This is a genomic window from Achromobacter sp. GbtcB20, assembly GCF_019091095.1.
GTDB lineage: Bacteria > Pseudomonadota > Gammaproteobacteria > Burkholderiales > Burkholderiaceae_B > Achromobacter > Achromobacter mucicolens.
The window spans coordinates 50,380-69,679 of record NZ_JAGXJZ010000023.1; the positions used below are offsets into that span (position 1 = coordinate 50,380).

At 66.6% G+C, this 19,300-nt stretch carries 20 protein-coding genes and 1 tRNA gene; 9 read left to right on the forward strand and 12 right to left on the reverse strand.

Features of this window, described 5'->3' with window-relative positions; all coding sequences use genetic code 11:
• From KVT32_RS23580 to KVT32_RS23590, 3 genes are read left to right on the forward strand one after another with little or no spacing between them, the layout of a single operon-like run.
• Positions 1-1,497, forward strand: a complete 1,497-nt coding sequence (locus KVT32_RS23580; RefSeq protein ID WP_180100339.1) for a TAXI family TRAP transporter solute-binding subunit — start codon at positions 1-3, stop codon at positions 1,495-1,497.
• Positions 1,498-1,539: 42 nt separating this feature from the next.
• The gene (locus KVT32_RS23585) at positions 1,540-1,806 is read left to right on the forward strand and encodes a hypothetical protein (RefSeq protein ID WP_056327879.1); all 267 of its coding nucleotides are present in this window, start codon (positions 1,540-1,542) and stop codon (positions 1,804-1,806) included.
• A gap of 5 nt (positions 1,807-1,811) precedes the next feature.
• Positions 1,812-2,279, forward strand: coding sequence for a YaiI/YqxD family protein (locus KVT32_RS23590; RefSeq protein WP_056327878.1), 468 nt, complete (start codon positions 1,812-1,814; stop codon positions 2,277-2,279).
• Positions 2,280-2,296: 17 nt separating this feature from the next.
• Here KVT32_RS23590 and KVT32_RS23595 read toward each other — a convergent pair whose 3' ends face one another.
• The 7 genes from KVT32_RS23595 to KVT32_RS23625 form a co-directional block, all read right to left on the reverse strand.
• Positions 2,297-2,464 (reverse strand): hypothetical protein, encoded by a 168-nt coding sequence (locus tag KVT32_RS23595; RefSeq protein WP_167427935.1) that lies wholly within the window; start codon positions 2,462-2,464, stop codon positions 2,297-2,299.
• A 260-nt stretch (positions 2,465-2,724) separates the two neighbouring features.
• Positions 2,725-2,799 (reverse strand) — tRNA-Val (locus tag KVT32_RS23600).
• Between the two features lie 61 nt (positions 2,800-2,860).
• Positions 2,861-3,586, reverse strand: a complete 726-nt coding sequence (gene dnaQ, locus KVT32_RS23605) for a DNA polymerase III subunit epsilon (RefSeq protein ID WP_056327877.1) — start codon at positions 3,584-3,586, stop codon at positions 2,861-2,863.
• A 2-nt stretch (positions 3,587-3,588) separates the two neighbouring features.
• Positions 3,589-6,687 carry an efflux RND transporter permease subunit gene (locus KVT32_RS23610; RefSeq protein WP_152383363.1) on the reverse strand — a complete coding sequence of 1,033 codons (3,099 nt, stop codon included), beginning with the start codon at positions 6,685-6,687 and terminating at the stop codon, positions 3,589-3,591.
• A 30-nt stretch (positions 6,688-6,717) separates the two neighbouring features.
• Positions 6,718-7,800, reverse strand: coding sequence for an efflux RND transporter periplasmic adaptor subunit (locus tag KVT32_RS23615; protein WP_217618902.1), 1,083 nt, complete (start codon positions 7,798-7,800; stop codon positions 6,718-6,720).
• Positions 7,801-8,071: 271 nt separating this feature from the next.
• A complete protein-coding gene (gene rnhA / locus KVT32_RS23620; RefSeq protein WP_056327874.1) occupies positions 8,072-8,533 on the reverse strand; it encodes a ribonuclease HI in 462 nt (153 codons plus the stop codon).
• 50 nt (positions 8,534-8,583) lie between these two features.
• Positions 8,584-9,363: a class I SAM-dependent methyltransferase gene (locus KVT32_RS23625; protein WP_056327932.1), complete on the reverse strand. Its 780-nt coding sequence runs from the start codon at positions 9,361-9,363 to the stop codon at positions 8,584-8,586.
• Between the two features lie 19 nt (positions 9,364-9,382).
• Here KVT32_RS23625 and gloB point away from each other — a divergent pair, with 19 nt between their 5' ends.
• The 3 genes from gloB to fabI all read left to right on the forward strand — a co-directional run bounded on the left by gloB (position 9,383) and on the right by fabI (position 12,532).
• Positions 9,383-10,204, forward strand: coding sequence for a hydroxyacylglutathione hydrolase (gene gloB / locus KVT32_RS23630; RefSeq protein ID WP_217618903.1), 822 nt, complete (start codon positions 9,383-9,385; stop codon positions 10,202-10,204).
• Between the two features lie 7 nt (positions 10,205-10,211).
• Positions 10,212-11,630 carry a transglycosylase SLT domain-containing protein gene (locus KVT32_RS23635; protein WP_152383359.1) on the forward strand — a complete coding sequence of 473 codons (1,419 nt, stop codon included), beginning with the start codon at positions 10,212-10,214 and terminating at the stop codon, positions 11,628-11,630.
• Between the two features lie 116 nt (positions 11,631-11,746).
• The gene (gene fabI / locus KVT32_RS23640) at positions 11,747-12,532 is read left to right on the forward strand and encodes an enoyl-ACP reductase FabI (protein ID WP_152383358.1); all 786 of its coding nucleotides are present in this window, start codon (positions 11,747-11,749) and stop codon (positions 12,530-12,532) included.
• 67 nt (positions 12,533-12,599) lie between these two features.
• Here the strand turns inward: fabI and KVT32_RS23645 are convergent, their stop codons facing one another.
• On the reverse strand, positions 12,600-12,998 hold the full coding sequence (locus tag KVT32_RS23645; protein WP_056327870.1) for an OsmC family protein: 399 nt from the start codon (positions 12,996-12,998) through the stop codon (positions 12,600-12,602).
• Between the two features lie 171 nt (positions 12,999-13,169).
• Between KVT32_RS23645 and KVT32_RS23650 the strand changes: the two genes are divergently transcribed.
• Complete coding sequence (locus KVT32_RS23650; protein WP_142051255.1) at positions 13,170-13,847, forward strand: tellurite resistance TerB family protein; 678 nt, start codon at positions 13,170-13,172, stop codon at positions 13,845-13,847.
• Positions 13,848-13,881: 34 nt separating this feature from the next.
• Here KVT32_RS23650 and KVT32_RS23655 read toward each other — a convergent pair whose 3' ends face one another.
• The 3 genes from KVT32_RS23655 to KVT32_RS23665 form a co-directional block, all read right to left on the reverse strand.
• On the reverse strand, positions 13,882-14,868 hold the full coding sequence (locus KVT32_RS23655) for a tripartite tricarboxylate transporter substrate binding protein (protein WP_152383357.1): 987 nt from the start codon (positions 14,866-14,868) through the stop codon (positions 13,882-13,884).
• Between the two features lie 19 nt (positions 14,869-14,887).
• On the reverse strand, positions 14,888-15,772 hold the full coding sequence (gene nadC / locus KVT32_RS23660; RefSeq protein ID WP_062838512.1) for a carboxylating nicotinate-nucleotide diphosphorylase: 885 nt from the start codon (positions 15,770-15,772) through the stop codon (positions 14,888-14,890).
• 82 nt (positions 15,773-15,854) lie between these two features.
• On the reverse strand, positions 15,855-16,784 hold the full coding sequence (locus KVT32_RS23665; RefSeq protein ID WP_217618904.1) for a hypothetical protein: 930 nt from the start codon (positions 16,782-16,784) through the stop codon (positions 15,855-15,857).
• A 220-nt stretch (positions 16,785-17,004) separates the two neighbouring features.
• Between KVT32_RS23665 and KVT32_RS23670 the strand changes: the two genes are divergently transcribed.
• Positions 17,005-17,232, forward strand: coding sequence for a hypothetical protein (locus KVT32_RS23670; protein ID WP_056327865.1), 228 nt, complete (start codon positions 17,005-17,007; stop codon positions 17,230-17,232).
• A gap of 48 nt (positions 17,233-17,280) precedes the next feature.
• Here the strand turns inward: KVT32_RS23670 and KVT32_RS23675 are convergent, their stop codons facing one another.
• Positions 17,281-18,183: a LysR substrate-binding domain-containing protein gene (locus KVT32_RS23675; RefSeq protein WP_152383354.1), complete on the reverse strand. Its 903-nt coding sequence runs from the start codon at positions 18,181-18,183 to the stop codon at positions 17,281-17,283.
• Between the two features lie 138 nt (positions 18,184-18,321).
• Between KVT32_RS23675 and KVT32_RS23680 the strand changes: the two genes are divergently transcribed.
• A complete protein-coding gene (locus KVT32_RS23680; RefSeq protein ID WP_217618905.1) occupies positions 18,322-19,299 on the forward strand; it encodes a tripartite tricarboxylate transporter substrate binding protein in 978 nt (325 codons plus the stop codon).
• Position 19,300: the final 1 nt, after the last annotated feature.

A 19,300-nucleotide genomic window follows, 5' to 3' on the forward strand; every position in this document is an offset into this window, starting at 1 on the left:
ATGTTCAAGAAACTACTGATGGTCCTGCTGTGCGCGATGCTGGCCGCCTGCGGCCGCGCGCCCGACGTGGACGCCCTGCGCGCCGACGTCACGCGCAGCCTGGAGGCCACCTACGGACAGGACCTGTTTCGCATAAGCGATCTCAGGCGCATGGGCTCGGCCACGGACAGCACCGCCCCGGCCGGCGAAACCCGCCGCGTCGTCTATTACGACGTCGACCTGGAACTGACCCGCGACATTTCACTGGGCGCATGGGACCAGCCCGGCGCGGCGTCGCTGGTGACGCTGCTGGGCGCGGGCCCGCGCAGCATCAGCGGCGTGAAGTCCGGCGGCAACAAGGCGGGCGATCGCATCATCGCCCATGCCAGCGCCATCTACCGCGAAGAAGGCGGGACGTGGAAGCTGGTGACGCCGGCAGGCTTCAAGGCGGCCGAAGCGCCGTCGCTGGACACCGGCGCGCCGCCCCCGGTCACGCGCCAGTTGCTGGACACGCTGGACCAGATCACGCATTCGGTGACCTACAGCGCGTCCAGCACGGCCCAGCACGTCGTGCAGCAGGAGCTGGAACGCTCGGTGGCACGCATCAACGGGCGCCTGTCCCGGCTGCAGCAGGGTTACCCGCTGGCCGGCGGCCCGGACCGCGGCGAGTACCTGGCGTTTGCGCGCGCCCTGAGCGACGTCGCCCGAAAACGCCAGATCCGGGTGTCGCCGCTCATCACCGGCGGCGGGGCCGACAATATCGCGCTCTTGCGCAGCGGCGACGCCGTGGTCGGCCTGGCCCAGGCCGACACGGCGCGGCTGGCCTACGAGGGCGCGGGCCCCTTCGCGGGGCAAGGCCCCTTCCCCGGCCTGCGTGCCCTGGGCAGCCTGTACCCGGAACTGGTCCATATCGTCGTGCGTGACGACCCCGCGCTGCGCGGCGTGCGGGATCTCAAGGGCAAGACGATCGCGCTGGGGCCGGAAGGATCGGCCGTGCGCGAGACGCTGCAAACCGTGCTGGCGGCGCATGGCCTGCAGGCGGGTCGCGATTACAAGGTGTCCGACTCGCCTTTCGTCGCCGCCCTGCCGCTTTTGCATGCTGGCACGGTCGACGCTGCAGCCCAGGTGATCGGCGTGCCGGCCACGCCGCTGCGCGATGCGCTGATTCCGGCGCAGCTCAAGCTGCTGCCGCTGGACCCGGACGCCATCAAGACCCTCACGTCCGGGGACAGCGTGCTGATGCCGCTGGACATCGCGGCCGGCACCTACCCCAATCAGGCACAGCGCATTCCGACGGTGGGGGTGGCGGCGCTGATGCTGACCACCACCGACCTCACGCGCGACGAAGCACTTGTCGTGGTGCGCGCCGTCTACCAGGCCGGGCAGGACCTGCTGGCTGCCGGTTCGACACAGGGTTCGCAGGTGTCTGCGGCCACCGCCCGGCTTGGCCTGAGCGTGCCGCTACATGACGGCGCCGAGGAAGGCATCGCCCAACTGGAGCACGCCAAACCGCGCTGAGCCGGGTTGCGTCTATGATGGCGCTCCCTATCAGGAAATCCGATGAACAAATTCGACCTCCAAAAGAACCAGGCCCTGAAGCTGGCCGGCCAACTCAAGCAATCGGCCACGCCGGACCGCTTCGGCGCCGCGTCCCAGATGCCCGACCGTCGCGAACAGCGCAAGCTGGATCAGGCCGCCGGCCTGGTCCCCTTCCCTCTGAAGCTGTCGCAGGCGCAGGCCGACAAGCTGCGCGCCGCCGCCGCCGAACGCGGCGTGTCGACCAATGACCTCGTGGCCGAGGCGCTTGAGAAAGCGCTGGGCGCGTAAGCGCGATGCACATCTGGGTCGACGCGGACGCCTGTCCCGCCGTCATCAAGGACATCCTCTTTCGCGCCGCGCAGCGCTGGCAGATGCCGCTGACGCTGGTGGCCAACCAGGCGCTCTACACCCCGCCATCGCCGCTGATCCGTGCCGTGCAGGTGCCGCGCGGCTTTGACGTGGCCGACGCGCACATCGTGGAGCGGGCGGAAACGGGCGATCTCGTCATCACCGGCGACATTCCGCTGGCCGCGCAGGTGCTTGAGAAAGGCGCCATGGCGATCAATCCTCGCGGCGAACGCTATTCGACGGAGACGATCCGCGAACGGCTGGCGCTGCGGGACATGATGGAGGAATTGCGCGCCAGCGGCGTGGACACGGGCGGCCCGTCGTCCTTCAGCCAGTCCGACCGCAAGGCGTTTGCAAACCAGCTGGACACGCTGCTTGCGCGCGTGGCCCGGCAGCAGGCGCAAAAAAGCTGAAGCCGGCGGCGGCGGGGTCAAGAAAAGGTGATGTAGGCCTTGTAGATGATCGCGCCGATGGCGGTGACCAGGCCAAGGCCCATCAGGGTCATGCCAAGATTGCGGTCACGAAACCCGAAGCCGATCAACATGAGCGCCACGCCCGTGCAAATGATGATGAGCATGGTATTGGTGTGCGGACTCATGGCCTTCTCCTGTTTGCTTGGCAGTCAATCGCCGATTTATTGATGATAGACAGGCGTGGAACAGGCTTGGCGCAACCGCAGTACCGCCGGGTTGCGCCAGATCAGAGAAAGAGTAATGAATCAAAAACAAAAAAGCCAACCGATGAAGGTTGGCTTTTTGCGTGCTGCCCGAAGAACAAGACCGGCATCGCGAAAACCTGCTGCGAACTGGCCGTTGTCTTTTGGGGCACTTCAAAGGCTTGAGCGCCTTGGAAGGTCTTTGGTGGGTAGTACTGGGTTCGAACCAGTGACCCCTGCCGTGTGAAGGCAGTGCTCTACCACTGAGCTAACCACCCCGAAAGAGGCGAAATAATAGCACGAATTTTTAAACGCGTGCAAGTCGCCTCTGATAACTTCTTATGCGGCTGCCGCGACGGGCGCATCGACCTTGCGCCACACGCACTCGCCACCCACGCTCTTGTCCAGCGCGGCTAGGTAGGCCTCGTGTTCGGCAAGTTCTTCGGCGCTGGCCGTGATGACCGGCAGACCCGAGGCGTCGAACCGGGCAAGCACCATGCCGCCGCCGCTGGCGCCGGCGCTGTCGTCCACATCGATCAGCAGCGCATCCTGGCCACGCGTCATCGCCAGCCAGACTTCAGCCAGAAGCTGCGAGTCCAGCAATGCGCCGTGCAGCGTGCGGTGCGCGTTCGAGATGCCGAAGCGGTCGCACAGCGCATCCAGCGAATTGCGCTTGCCCGGGAACAGCGACCGGGCGTGCAGCAGCGAGTCGGTGACGGTCTCGCAGAATTCGGTGATGGGACCGCGGCCGATCTTTGCGAGTTCGGCGTTGAAGAACTTCACGTCGAACGCGGCGTTGTGCGCGATCAGTTCGGCGCCCTGGATGAACTTGACGAATTCGTCCGCGACTTCGGCAAAGCGCGGCTTGTCCGACAGGAACTCGGTGGTCAGCCCGTGCACCGCCAGCGCCTCGGGATCGCTGTCGCGGTCCGGGTTCAGGTAGATGTGCAGGTTGTTGCCGGTCGGCGTGCGGTTGACGATTTCCACGCAGCCGATTTCGACGATGCGATGACCCTGTGCTGGGTCCAGTCCGGTGGTTTCCGTGTCAAAGATGATCTGGCGCATAACTATTCCGACGCTTGGGGCTGCGAGGCGGGCGGCGTGGGCGCGGAATGCGCCTGGCTGCCGGCGGTGCCTGGCTTCTTGCGTGCGGTGGCAATCAGCGTGTAGGCCACCGGCACGACGAACAAGGTCAGTAGTGTACCCAGCAACAGCCCGCCCACCAGAACCCAGCCGATCTGCTGGCGCGATTCCGCCCCCGCGCCCGTGGACAGCGCCAGGGGGACGGTGCCCAGCACCATGGCGCCGGTCGTCATCAGAATGGGGCGCAGCCGCAGCACGCTGGCTTCGACCACGGCCTCGAACAGCTCCCTGCCCTCGTCGCGCAGCTGGTTCGTGAACTCCACGATCAGGATGCCGTGCTTGGTGATCAGGCCGACCAGCGTGATGAGCCCGATCTGGCTGTAGATGGACAGCGTGCCGCCCGTCAGCCACAGGGCAAGCAAGGCGCCCGTCATGGACAGCGGCACCGACAGCATGATGATGAACGGGTTGCGCCAGCTTTCGAACTGCGCGGCGAGCACCAGGTAGATGAAGGCCAGCGCCATCGCAAAGACCAGGTAGATGCTGCCCGACGAATCGCGGAATTCGCGCGACTGGCCGTCCAGGTCCGTGATGATCGTGTTGGGCAGGACCTCGCGCGCCACCTGGTGCATGTGGTCCAGCACCTCGCCCAGCGCATAGCCGGGCGCCACCGCCGCGTCGATCTTCACTGCCCGCAGGCGGTTGAAGTGGTTCAGCGACTGCGGCGACACGCCTTCGTGCACGCCGAGCAGGTTGTCCAGCTGGACCATGCTGCCGTCACGCGCGCGCACATAGATGCCCGAGATGTCGGTGGGATTGGCGCGGTCGCGCGGCGTCACCTGCACGATCACGTCGTACTGCTCGCCCTCGTCCTTGTAGCGGGTGACCTGGCGGCCGCCCAGCATCGATTCGAGCGTGCGGCCCACCACGTCCACGTTGGCGCCCACGTCGGCCATCTTGTCGCGGTCCACGCGAACGCGCAGCTCCGGCGTGTTCAGGCGCAGGTCGGTGTCCAGGTTCAGCAGGCCCGGATACTTGCGCAGCTCGGCCAGGAAGATCTCGGTCAGCCGCGACAGCTCCTGGTACGAGGCCTGGCTCATGATGATGAATTCCACCGGTTTGGATCGGGCCGACTGGCCCAGCGACGGCGGATTGGTCGGGAAGGCGCGCACGCCCGGCAGCGACGCGAACTGCGGCTGCAACTGCTGGGTGATGGCCTGCTGCTTGCGCTCGCGTTCTTCCCAGGGCTTCAAGCGCAGGATCGCGGTGCCGTCCGTGACCGTGGGAAAGCCCACCGTGACCTGGCTGCCGCTGGCTTCCGGGATGTCGGCATAGAACTTTTCAATGCCCAGCATGCTGTCAAGCGTGTAATTCAGCGTGGCGCCTTCGGGCGAGCTGACAAGGCCAAAGACCACGCCGCGGTCCTCGACCGGCGCCAGTTCGCTCTTGACCACCTTGAACAGCACGCCGCTGCCTGCCGCCACGGCCAGCCCGATCACCACGACGATCCAGCGATGCCGCAGCGAGGCGCCCAGCATGCGGCGATAGCCGTTGCTCAGACCGTTCAGCCAACCCTCGATCAGGTTGTACCAGCGGTTGTGGCGGGTCTGGTGGCGCAGCAGCACCGAACACATCATGGGCGTGAGGGTCAGGGCCACGAAGCCCGACACCAGCACCGCGCCCGCCAGCGCCAGCGCGAACTCGATGAACAGCCGCCCGGTGCGCCCGGTGGCGAACGCCAGCGGCGCATACACGGTGACCAGCGTCATGGTCATGGCGACCACCGCGAAGCCGATCTCCTTCGAGCCGCGCAGCGCGGCTTCCTTGCGCGGCATGCCGTCCTCGATGTGCCGGTAGATGTTCTCCAGGACCACGATGGCGTCGTCCACCACCAGCCCGATCGCCAGCACCATGGCAAGCAGCGTCAGCGTGTTGATCGAGAAGCCGAACAGATACATCAGCGCGCAGGCGCCCACCAGCGACACCGGGATGGTGACGATGGGAATGATGCTGGCGCGCAGGTTGCGCAGGAAGAAGAAGATCACCAGCACCACCAGCACAATGGCTTCGATGATGGTGTGGAACACGGAATCGATGGAGCGCTCGATGAACACCGACGAGTCGTACGCGATGTTCAGCTTCATGCCGGCCGGCAGGGTCTCGTTCAGCCGCTCGACCTCCTGGCGGGCCGCCTTGGACAGCTCCAGGGGGTTGGCGGTGGATTGGCGCGTGATGCCGATGTTGATGGCCGGCTTGCCGTTGAAGCGGGACAGGATCCGGTCGTTGGCGGCCGCGATCTCGACCTTGGCGACGTCGCGCATCCGCACCGGGTAGCCCTTCACGTTGGCGACGATCACGTCCTCGAACTGGGCGGGCGTCTGCAGGTCGGTGGCCGACACCACCGAGAATTCCCGTGCCCGCGACTCGATCCGGCCCGCTGGAATTTCGACGTTCTGGCTGCGCAGCGCGGCTTCCACGTCCTGCACCGTCAATCCGTACGCCGCCAGCTTGTCGCGGTCGACGTAGATGCGCATGGACGGCAGGCGCTCGCCAAAGACGCGCACTTCGGCCGCGCCGGGCAGCACCGACAGGCGGGTCTTGATGTAGCGGTTGATGTAGTCGGAGGTCTGGATCGCCGAGAACGATCCCGACTCCACGGCGATGTAGATGATGGGCTGGGAATCGGCCTCGACCTTGCCGATGATCGGCTCGTCGATCTCGTCGGGCAGGAAACGCCGCGCGCGCGAAACCTTGTCGCGCACTTCGGCCGCCGCCGCGTCGGGGTCGCGCGAGAGGTTGAACTTGATGTTGATGAGGCTGCGTTCGGAGCGGCTGCGCGAGGTCATCACGTTGACCCCTTCGATGCCGGCCAGCTGGTCTTCCAACGGCTTGGTCACCTGCGACTCGATCACCTCCGGCGAGGCGCCCTTGTACGTGGTGTCCACCGACACGATCGGCTCGTCGATCTTCGGGTACTCGCGCACCGTCAGGCGCGAATACGAGATCAGGCCGATCAGCACGATGATCAGCGACAGGACCGACGCGAACACCGGGCGCTTGATACAGGTTTCCGAGATACGCATGGCGCTATCGCTGAAAAGGTGAAGGGCCGGCTATGGGCCGTTGCCCACGATGGTCACGCGCGCGCCATCCGTCACGCGCTGCAGGCCCGAGACCACCAGCATGTCGTTCAGGGCGACGCCGGTCAGGATCTCGACGCGGCCCTCGCGGCGTTCGCCGATGGTCACTTCGCGCCGATGCGCCACGCCGTTCTCGACCCGGTAAACGTACTGCGTTTCGCCCGACGGCGATAGCGCGGCCTCGGGCGCGACCAGCGCTTTGTCCTCGTTAAAGAGCAGTTGCACCCGGGCGAACATGCCGGGGCGCAGCACGCCGTCCTGATTGGCGACCGTGGCGCGCAGCAGGATGGACCGGCCGCCCGCGTCGACCAGCGGGCTGACCGCGTAGACCAGTCCGCGCCGCTCCTGGCCGGGCAGCGCATCCATGCGCAGCGTCAGTTGCTGTCCGACGCGCACCTTGCTCAAGTACATCTCGGGCACGCGGAAATCCACCTTGAGCGGATCGATGGCCTCAAGGGGTGCCAGGTCCTGCCCCTGGTTGACGTAATCGCCCACGGACACGCTGCGCAGTCCGACGATGCCGGCAAAGGGCGCGGTAATGGTCATCTTGTCCAGGCGGGCCTGCGCCAGCGCCACGGCGGCTTCCTGCACCTTCAGCGTGCTGGCCGACTCGTCGCGCGCCTGCTGGCTGACGAAGCCCTTGCCCTGCAGTTCGACGGCGCGGCGGTAATGGCTTTGCGCCAGCGTCAGGTTGGCGCGCGCCTGCGCCAATTCAGCGCGCGGCACGGAGTCGTCCAGGCGGATGAGAAGCTGGCCCTGCTCGACGGGCTGGCCTTCCTTGAAATCAATGGCTTGGATGCGTCCGGCCACTTCGGGGCGCAGGACGACGGACTCATCGGAGCGCAGGCTGCCTACGGCCGACAGGCCGCGCGCAAAAGGCACTTCCTGGACGGCGGCCACGGCGACACGGGCCGGCGCGGCGGGAGCGGATTGAGGTTTGGCGGAAGCCTGGGCAGGGGTTGCGGCCGGCGCCAGCCAGCGCGGCACAAATACGCCGAGCGCGGCCCCCGCGGCCAACCCTGCCGCGACGGCGGCCAGCAGTACAGCTTTTTTCATGCGCGAAAGTGGCGGTGTTGCGGCGCGGACCGGGCATGCCCCACTCGGACGTCGCCGCAGGAACTGGAGGGAAGGGTTGGCACTTTAGCACCCGGATTTACATACTGGAACAATCCTGAAGCGCGATGAAAGAACTAATCTGCCCTGGACGGCAAATTCGAGGGTATATCCGGATGCCGCGGGGCGCCTGGCGAGGCGCGGAGCAGGTGCTCGGGGTCCTGCCGCGACGCGCCCACCCCGGATAGCCGTCCAGCGGGCCGGGCCTGCCGCGTCAAGCGCGGCGCGCGACGTCCACGCCCATGTTCGCAAGCTGGTCGGCGCGCTCGTTGCCGGGGTCGCCCGCGTGCCCGCGGACCCAGCGCCAGGACACGGTATGACGCTGGACCTGTTCATCCAGCGCCTGCCAGAGCTCGGCGTTCTTGACCGGCTTTTTCTCGGCGGTGATCCAGCCGCGCCGCTTCCAGTTGGCCAGCCACTCGGTCATGCCCTTCATGACATATTGCGAGTCGGTGTGGATCGTGACGACGCACGGGCGCTTGAGCGCGCGCAGGCCTTCGATGACCGCCAGCAGTTCCATCCGGTTGTTCGTGGTCTGGAGCTCGCCGCCGTGCAGCGTCTTTTCGTGCGTGCCGGCGCGCATCAGCACGCCCCAGCCGCCGGGCCCCGGATTGCCCTTGCAGGCGCCGTCGGTCCACATTTCCACTTTCTGGTCGTTCGTTTTGTTGTCCTGCATGGTGCTGCGTGCGTGTCCTTGTGCTTGCAATGTGAGGCGGGCCCGGCGGCTCAGGAGGGGTCAAAGCCATCGTCCGCCTGGCGGTTGACCACCACCGAGGCCGCGCGGGCGCGCTTGGGTTTGGTCTTCCAGGCAGGCCCGATGATACGCATGCCGGTCACGCGCTTGACCGCCGAGACCATGTACACCGCGCCGCCCAGGCTCCACCAGCGGGCGCCGGCCGATTCCAGGAAGCTCCAGCGCTCAAGCCATTTTTCGCTGCGGCAGGCCGGCGCGTAGCAACCGAACTGGCTTTCATCGACCTCCAGCGACAGCAGCTTGAACCAGTCTTTGAGCCGCGCCAGCGACACCTGCGACGACGGCGGCTGCGGCAGCCAGGGCTCCATGCCCGGCATGCGGGTGCGGGCGCCCCACATGCTCCAGGGGTTGAACCCCGAAATGACGACGCGGCCCTCGGGGACGAGGACGCGCTCGACCTCGCGCAGCACGTTGTGGGGTTCGGGCGTGAGTTCAAAGGTGTGCGGCAGGATCAGGAGGTCCACGCTCTGGGATTCGAACGGCAGGGCCTCCGGCTGCGCGACGACCACGCGCGACTGCCAGCCCGGCAGGCTTTCCGGCGCCGGGGTCTCGGTGCCCACGTAGCCCTTGAACGGCATCCGGTTGGCCCCCAACAGGTTCAGGTCGGCAAGGCCGACCTGCCAGGCGTAATATCCGAAGACATCCGCGACGGCCGCGTCGAACTGGGCGCGCTCCCAGGCCAGCACGTACTGGCCCGGCGGCGTCTGGAACCATTCGGCCAGTTCTACAATCGGCGGAGTTTCTTCTGCCACGTTTTTTCCTTCGAATCCCATGCAAGCCTTGACCGCCCCCGCAGGCGGCCGCGATCGCAACGCCGCGGTCTTGCCTTTGCCAGCCTTTTCCGACAACTACATCTGGGCAATCGTCCGCGACGGCCAGGTGGCGGTCGTGGACCCAGGCGAAGCCGGGCCCGTCTTGCGGTTTCTGGATCAGCAAGGCTTGAAGCTGCGCGCCATTCTACTCACGCACCACCACGGCGACCATGTGGGAGGCGTGCTGGAATTGTCCCGCATCGAGGGCATCACCGTATATGGTCCTGCGCGCGAAAAGCTGCCGCGCTGCGATGTCCGGCTGGCCGAAGGCGACCGCGTGACGCTGCCGGAACTGGATGTGGACCTGTCGGTGCTGGACGTTCCGGGCCACACGGCGGGCCACATCGCCTACGCAGGTCGGGCGGCCGGCGTCGACCACGCGCTCTTCTGTGGCGACACGCTTTTCGCGGGGGGCTGTGGCCGGCTTTTCGAGGGCACGCCCGCGCAAATGTTTGATTCCTTGGAAAAATTTTCCGCTTTACCGCCAGATACAAAAGTTTTTTGCGCACACGAGTACACTCTAGCGAACCTTCGCTGGGCATTGGCCGTCGAACCGGCCAACCGCGACCTGCAAACGTGGCATCTGCGGGCCCAGCAATTACGCGCGGAAGGACACCCCACGCTTCCTTCGACCATCGGTCAGGAACGCGCGACCAATCCGTTCTTGCGCACAAAGCAGCCCGACGTCGTCCAGGCCGCAGCAAGTTGGGCCGGACGCAGCCAGACTACGCCGGTAGAGGTCTTTGCCTCCCTTCGTGAATGGAAGAACGATTTCAAGTGACCACCTGATGAATCTATCCCGACTCCTTCTGCCGCTCATGCTGGCAGTCCTCGCCGGTTGCGCAGGAACCAAAGCCCCCGATAGCAAGAACCTCACCACCAATTCCCAAGGCCGATACATCGCCCGGGACACCTCCCGCACGATCGACCTGACCAACCCGCCGGCTGACGCGTGGGACCGCATCCGCCGCGGTTTCGCCATCCCCAACCTGAACACCGACCTCTCCAAGCAGTGGACCGACTACTACGCGTCCCACCCCGAGGCGGTGCAGCGCATGGCCGAGCGCGCCGGCAAATACCTGTACTTCATCGTTGACGAGATCAACCGCCGCGGCCTGCCGACCGAGCTGGCGCTGCTGCCCTTCGTGGAAAGCGCGTACAACCCGACCGCGCTGTCGCGCGCGCAGGCCTCGGGCCTGTGGCAGTTCGTGCCGGCCACGGGCCAGCACTTCAACCTGAAGCAGGACTGGTGGCGCGACGAGCGCCGCGATCCCATCGCCTCGACCAACGCGGCGCTGGACTACCTGGAAAAGCTGTTTGAAATGCAGGGCGACTGGTACCTCGCCCTGGCCTCGTACAACTGGGGCGAAGGCTCGGTGCAGCGCGCCATGGCCAAGAACGAGGCCGCCGGCCAGAACACCGACTACCTGTCGCTGAACATGCCGGACGAGACCCGCAACTACGTGCCCAAGCTGCAGGCCATCAAGAACATCATTGCCGATCCGCAGCGCTATGCGGTGGCGCTGCCGCCCGTCGGCAACACGCCGTACTTCGTGACGGTGCAAAAGAACAGCGACATCGACCTGGAAATCGCCGCCAAGCTGGCCGAAATGCCCCTGGACGAGTTCAAGGCCCTGAACCCCTCGTTCAACCGCCCGGTAATCCGCGGCGACCACGGCCCCACCCTGCTGCTGCCGGCCGACCGCGTCGAGATCTTCAACGCGAACCTCACCAACTACAAGGGCGACCTGTCCGCCTGGAAGGTCTACCACTCGCGCCGCGGCGAATCCTACGCGTCCATCGCCAAGCGGTTTGGCGTGTCCGAAGCCACCCTGCGCGAAACCAACGACATCAGCCGCCGCCAGAAGGCCGCCAACGGCCAGGCGCTGCTGGTGCCGGGCGACCCCGGCACGGGCGGCGTGCAGATCGCGTCGCTGGCGCCCCCGGTGGGCGCGCTGGACTCGGCTCCGCAAGACAACAAGGCCGCTGCGCCGCGTGGCCGCGCCGCGCAGGCGCCCGCCGTGCGCGTCTCCAGCGCCCGCCCGAACGTGCGCAGCCACAAGGTTCGCCAGGGCGACACCCTGTTCTCGCTGGCCAAACAGTACGGCACCACCGTCGACGCGCTGCGCGCGCTCAACAACATCAAGGGCAGCGCCCTGAAGATCGGCACGCAGCTGCGCGTGCCCGGCACGAACGCGCGCGGCTGATAGCCGCCACGCACGGCGCGGCGCCCCGGCACGGGGGCCGCGCCGCTCGCCCGCTGGACCGCCAAATTCCCTAAAATAGGCGGTCTCCAGAAGGGAAAAAATCAAAGGACACATCTATGGGCTTTCTTGCCGGCAAACGCATCCTGGTCACCGGGGTGCTTTCTAATCGTTCCATCGCCTACGGCATCGCGCGCGCCTGTCATCAGCAAGGCGCCGAACTGGCGTTCACTTACGTCGGCGACCGCTTCAAGGACCGCGTGAGCGAGTTTGCCGCCGAATTCAACAGCAACATCGTGCTGCCCTGCGACGTGGCCGAAGACAGCCAGATCGACGGCGCCTTTGCTCAACTGGCCCAGCACTGGGACGGCCTGGACGGCCTGGTCCATTCGATCGGTTTTGCGCCGCGCGAAGCCATCGCCGGCAATTTCCTGGACGGCCTGTCGCGCGAAGGCTTTCGCATCGCCCACGACATCTCGGCCTACAGCTTCGCCGCCATGGCCAAGGCCGCCCTGCCCCTCATGGAAGGCCGCAACGGCTCGGTGCTGACACTGACCTACCTGGGCGCCGAGCGCGTGGTCCCGAACTACAACACGATGGGTCTGGCCAAGGCGTCGCTCGAAGCCAGCGTGCGCTACCTGGCCTCGGCGCTGGGCCCGCGCGGCATCCGCGCCAACGGCATTTCCGCCGGCCCGATCAAGACCCTGGCCGCCAGCGGCATCAAGGACTTCTCGGCCATCCTGAAGTTCGTCGAAAACCAGGCTCCGCTGCGCCGCAATATCACCATCGAAGACGTCGGCAATGTCGCGGCCTTCATGCTGTCGGATCTGGCTGCCGGCGTGACCGGCGAAATCACCCACGTGGACGGCGGTTTCTCGACCATCGTCCCGGGCATGGAAGAGTAAGACTTCCCTGGGCGGGGCGCGGCGCCCCGCCTTGCACAGGCGGCCCCGCCGCCTGCTCCGCAATTCCTCAGTCCGGCCGCACGATCAGCGTGGACACCTGCACGTCCACCGCCGTCATCAGCTTGTGGATCGGGCACTTCTCGGCCACCGCCAGCAATTCGTCGATCTGCGCATCGGACAGCTCGCCGTGCAGCGTCAGCTTGGCGGTCAGCCGATAGATGCCGCGGCGTTCCTCGCTGGCATCGCGCACCACTTCCACCCCCACCGATTCCAGCGGCAGCCCCTTGCGCTGCGCGTAGACCATCAGGGTCATCGCCTTGCAGCCGCCCAGCGCCGTATCGAAGTAATCATGCGGATCCGGCCCCTCCCCCTGCGGCTTGGGCATGTCCAACGGCAGGTCATGGCCTTCGGCCGTCGCGGTGAACTGCAGGGACTGGGGCGCATTCTGGCGCACGCGGATGCTCATGGGTCGATTCTCCTGGTTGGGATTGCCGGGGACTGCCAAATGGCCGGCTTCAGGACGGTTTTAGCACTTGCTGAACGCTTGCGGGGCCGGATGACCCGCCTGACGGAAAGCTGAACTTCCTGCCGCGGCCATGGTCCGATATCCCTGACCGTCAGATTCACAGGAGGCCGCATGAGCGCCCGGCAATTACTCGATCAACTGTTGCAGTCCGGACAAGGGCTGCTTTCCGACACCACGAACCGCGTGCAAAACGCCACCGGCGGCAAGGGCTCGTCCCTGCTTTCGGGGCTTGGCGGCGGCGCCCTGGGGGCAGGCGCCCTCGGCCTCTTGATGGGCAGCAAGAAGGCCCGCAAGATCGGCGGCAAGGTCGCCATGTACGGCGGCATGGCCGCGCTGGGCGCGCTGGCCTATCGCGCCTACGGCGACTGGCAGCGCAAGCAGGCCGGCGCCCCCACCGCGCCGCCCCAGACGCTCGACCGTCTGCCGGCCCCGGAAGCCGAGCAGCACAGCAATGCGGTCCTCACCGCCATGATCGGCGCGGCCAAGGCCGACGGCCACATCGGCCCCGAGGAAAAATCCCTGCTGGAAACGGAACTGGCCAAGCTGTCGTCCGACGCCCAGGACCGCCGCTGGCTGGAGGCCGAACTGTCGCGTCCCCTGGATCCCAGCGTGATCGCCCAGTCGGCCAAGACGCCCGAAATGGCGGCCGAGATGTATCTGGCCAGCCTGCTCGTGGTGGACGAGGAAAGCTTCATGGAGCGTGCCTACCTGGACGAACTGGCGCGCCAGCTCAAGCTGGAACCGGGCCTGAAGGAACAGCTGGAGCAGCACGCCAAGGCCGCAGTCTGACCGACGCCGCCGGCTTTGTAGCCGGCGTTGCAGCTCAGTCCGCGCGTAGCCCGATTGCCTCGGTCAGCGCCGTGTAGCGGTCGATATCCGCGCCGATCATCCGCTGGAATGCTTCCGGCGTGCTGCTGGCAGGCGTGAAACCCTGCTCGCGCAGCGCGGCCTGCACGTCTGGCCGCCGCACGATCTTCGCCACCGCGGCATTCAGCTTGTCGACCACTGCGGGCGGCGTGGCCGCCGGGGTCAAGAGGCCATGCCACTGATCCAGCGCGTAGCCGGACACGCCCTGTTCGGCCACCGTCGGCACCGTGGGCATCAACGGCGAACGCGCCGGCGACGTCACGGCCAGCGCGCGCAGCTTGCCGGCCGCAATGAGCGGCGCCGCGCTGGACGCCGTCACCACCCCCAGGCCCACCTGACCCGCCGTCACATCCGTGAGCGCCGGGCCGCAGCCCTTGTACGGCACCTGCTGCATCACCGCGCCCGTCTTGCGAGAGAGCAGCTCGCCCGCCAGATGTTGCGGCGTGCCGTTGCCGCAGGTGGCAAAGGGCAGCGGCTTGTCCGGCACGGCGGCAGCGATCACGTCGTCCAGGTTGCGCAGGGGCGAGGCGGCCGGCACGACGAACACCGACGGCACGAAGGCCACGTTGATGACTGCCGCAAAATCCCGCTTGGGCGAGAAGCCCAGGTTGCGGTAGACACCGGGGTTGATCGCAAACGAACTATTCACCATCAGCAGCGTGTAGCCGTCGGGCGGCGCTTCGGCCACGATGCGCGCGCCAATGTTGCCGCTTGCGCCCGGCCGGTTTTCCACCACGACCGGCTGCCCCAGCGACTCCTGCAGGCTGGCGCCGAGGCGGCGCGCAAGCAGGTCGGTGCCGCCGCCCGGCGGAAACGTCACGACGATCGTGATCGGATGCGATGGATACGATGCGTCTGCAGGCGCTTCGCCCGACGGCGGATTGCCGCAGGCAGTCAGGGTCAGGGTCAGCAGCGAGAGCGACGAAAGCAGCAGGCGTTTCATTTTGCAGGCCGATAAAAGTTCAGGCGTCCAGACCGATGTCGAGCACCTTGGCGCTGTGCGTCAGCCAGCCCACGGCGATCTGGTCCACGCCGGTGGCGGCCACGGCCGCCGCGGTGTCGGGCGTGATGCGGCCCGAGGCTTCGGTAATCGCCCGGCCCCGCGCCATGGCGACGGCGCGGCGCAGGTCGTCCAGGCTCATGTTGTCCAGCAGCACCACGTCCACGCCCAGCGCCAGCGCGACCTCAAGCTGCTCCAGCGTGTCGACCTCCAGTTCGATCTTGACCATGTGGCCGACGCCGGCGCGTGCGCGCTCGACGGCCGTCGCCACGCTGCCGGCCAGCGCGATGTGGTTGTCCTTGATCAGCACCGCATCGTCCAGCCCGTGACGGTGATTGCTGCCGCCCCCCACGCGCACGGCGTACTTCTGCACCGCCCGCAGTCCCGGCATGGTCTTGCGCGTGCACGTGACGCGCGCGCCGTAACCCGCAATCGCGCGCGCAATCGACGCCGTGGCGGTCGCCACGCCGCTCAGATGGCACAGGAAATTGAGCGCGACCCGCTCCGCGCTGAGCATCGCGCGGGCATTGCCCTGAATGCGTGCGATCTCCATCCCCGGCGCCAGATCAGTGCCGTCGCGGTGAGACACCGTGAACGCAAGACTGGGATCCATCAGCCGGAACGCCAGGCGGGCCAGATCCAGCCCCGCCAGCACGCCCTCCTGCCGCGCCACCAGCCGCGTTTCGGCGGTGGCGTCGGCCGGCACGATGGCGTCGGTGGTCAGGTCGCCAGCGCGGCCCAGGTCTTCCAACAGCGCCGCGCGCACAAGCGGCTCCAGCATGACGTCCGGCAAGGGCGGAACGGGCAGGCGATCAGCGGCGGCGGGCACAGCGGCTTTAATGCTCATTTTGAGTATTTTTAGCGTAAAAAAAGGCGCGCGAGATTTGCGCAACATTTATGCTAAATATGAGTATAAGCCTTGTCAAGCGTCAAACGACACGCGAGACGGGCAGCTTGCTGCCTGCAATGGCGCGCTCCAGCAGGACATCCCGGCGGAACCGGAAAAGCTTGGCAGGCCGTCCGGCCGTCCCGGTCGCCATCGCGCCGGTCTCTTCCACCAGATCCTGCTGCTCGATGAAGCGGCGAAAGTTCTGCTTGTGCAGACCCCGCCCCGCCAGCGCCTCGACCGCCATCTGCAACTGCAGCAGCGTGAACTCGTCCGGCATCAGTTCGAACACCACTGGCCGGTACTTGATCTTGGCGCGCAAGCGCGCGATGCCGGTGGCCAGGATGCGCCGATGGTCGTGACGCATCGGCTGCCCCGGCGCTGCGGCCTGGCCCCCGGTGCGCCGCGCCGCCTCGGGCACCAGCCCGGCTTCGAACAGCAGTTCGTAGCGTTGCAGAACCATGTCTTCGTTCCACGCGGCGCCGTCCAGGCCGAACGTAATGGCTGCGCGTTGATGGCGGCGCGCGCGGACCGAGGCGTCCGCACTGTCTTCGCACCAGGTCGACAGGCGCGGCACGATCACCTCGTCCACCAGCGCGGGGGTGCCGGCGCGCCGGTCCTCCCACGGAAAATAGCGATACCAATCCTGCCATCCGACCTGCGCAACGCCCGTTTCGCCCGCCTCGCGCGTCAGGCCCAGATAGCTGACCGAGATGACGCGCCCGCCCGACTCATCGGAGCGGTCGCCGTCCGCGAACGTATAAAGCTGCTCAACATAGCCCAGCGGATGGTGCGTCTGCGCTTCCACCCAGTCTCGCAAACCGGCCTGCAGCGAACGATGCGACAGCTCGAACGGTCCCGCCGGCAACGCGCGCGCATCGTCCGTGGTCAGCACGCGCGGCTCCCCGTTCGTGACGGCCACCAGCACGGCAACGAGTTCAGCATGAACGGAGCGTTCGACGGATTCGGTCAAGGCAGGCGAGGAATAGGAAGTGTGGGTGTCGGCGCGCGCAAGGCGGCGGGAAGTTGAGGATTATAAGGATGCAGTGTGGCAACTTTGGGGGCCGTTGTCCTGCAACAGCCCCTTGCAATCGTGACATCCAGAACGCAGACTGCCCGCGGCGGCGGTTCTAAGATAGGTCCATGTCCAGGCGCATCGCCATCCTGGCATGCGCGCAGTCGGAGCAATCGCCATGTTGAAAACCTCTCCCGATCCGAACGCTGCGTCCAAGGCCGCTGACGAACAAAAGCCTCACACCGACCCGCGCAAGGGCACCGAAACCCTGCCCATGCCCGATGAAAGCAAGGTCGTGGCCGGCATGCCGCGGCGCGGACGCGCCATTGCCGAACCCGGCGAGCCCGGCGTCATCACGCCGGAAGACGACGTGCTGGATACGTCGTACGACACGCCCAAGCCCTGACGCGCAGCCGTCGCCCGACCACCGCCGGCATCCAGCCGGCGGTTTTAATTACGGTTGGGGCAAACCCCTGCACCGGCCCGCCAGAATCTCCACGAACGCTTCCGTCACCAGCGATGGCGCCGTCTGCGTCGGGTAGGCCATGCTGACGCGCACCGGCAGGCGCGGCGTGAACGGCCGGATGGCCAACTGGCCGGCAAACACGCCGGCAATGTACGGATTGACGATGCCCAGTCCGCTGCCCGCCGCGGCCAGCGCGCAGATCGTCGACGAATAGGTGGTTTCGATTTCGGACGCAGGCTGGACCCGGTGTTCCTGCATCGCACCGCGAAGCTGCAGGTACACGTCGTCGTCCGCATTGAGCACCAGCAGCCGCCGCGCATGCAGATCCATGATGCCGACGCTCGCCTGCGCGGCCAGCGGGTGATCCGGCCGCATCACACACACGGCGGCGCTTTCGTGCAGGGTGCGCAAATCGAGTTGCGTCCCCTCCAGCGGCGCGGTGGTCACGACCACGTCGTAGGTTCCATGCAGCAGCCCTTCGCGCAAGTATTGGCTGCCGACCGTCTGCATGTTGATGTGGACATCCGGATAGCGCTGCGCGAATTCCTCCACCGCGCCGGGCAACATGCCCAGGCCCAGCGCTGGCGTGCACGCCAGGCGCAGCACGCCGCTGCCGCTGCGGCGCATGGCCGCGACCCGATCCTCGATTCGTTCCAAGCCCACGAAATGACGCTGCACCGTGTCGAAGAGATCCTTCGCCTCGCGCGTGGGCCGCAGCCGCCCGCGCTCCATGTCGAACAGGCGCAGCCCGGTGGCCTGCTGGGTCTGCGCCAGCAGCCGGCTGACCGAAGGTTGGGTGGTGCGCAGCATCTGGGCCGCGCCGGTGGTGGTGCCCGCCAGCATCACCGCATGGAAGGCTTCGATCTGGCGGAAATTCAGCGGTCGGCTCATGGCGTCACAGAGTATGGCAATTCTGCATAGCCTATGTGCAAAAAAGAATTTTTTCAAATACTAGGCGGCTCCTACACTGGCTTTTCCAGGGCGCCGTCAGATGTGCCTGCCACGCATCCACTGTTTGGGGAAATGACCATGAATCGCCGCCGCCTCCTGCAGGCCCTGTGCCTGACGCTCGCAAGTGCCGCCTTGCCGCTCACCGCGCAGGCCCAGGCCAACTATCCCGACCGCCCCGTGCGCATCATCGTGCCCTTCACGGCGGGCGGCAGTTCCGATATCCAGGGCCGCCTGGTGGCCGAACACCTGAGCAAGCTGTATGGGCAATCGGTGGTCGTGGAGAACCGTCCAGGCGCCGGCGGCCACATCGGCGGCAAGTTCGTGGCGGATTCCGGGCCGGACGGCTATACGCTGCTGCTCGGCTCCATCGGCCTGCACGCGACCTATGGCGTGTACAAGGCGCTGAACTACCAGCCCGCCAAGGACCTGAAGCTGATCACCATCGTGGCGGAGATGCCCCACGTCGTGGTCGCCAATCCGGCGTTGCAGGCCAACAACCTGGCCGAGCTCACCGCGCTGGCCAAGGCACAGCCCGACACCCTGCATTTCGGATCGGCAGGTGTCGGATCGTCCGTGCACATGGTCGGCGAGCTCTACAAGATGTCGGCGCAGGCCCCCATCGTGCACATCCCGTATCGCGGCAGTTCGGCGGCAACCAACGACCTGCTGGGCGGCCAGATCCAGTTATTGTTCGAGAACGTGCCCACCACCATCGGCTACATCCAGGCCAACAAGCTCAAGGCGCTTGCGATCACGGGCGCCAGCCGCTCGCCCGCTCTGCCCGACGTGCCGACCGCCGCCGAAGCCGGCCTGCCAGGCCTGACCGTCACGTCATGGACCACGCTGGCCGCCAGCAAAGACGTGCCCGATGCGCTGATCGAGAAGATCAGCGCCGACCTGAAGCGGATCTATGCCGATCCCGCGTTTCGCAGCGGCCTGGAACGCCTGGGCATGACCCCGGTCGGCAACTCGCCCGCAGCGGCGCGCGACTTCGTCGAACGCGAGCGCGCCCGCTGGAACAAGGTCATCGAAACCGAACACATCACCGCGGGTTGAA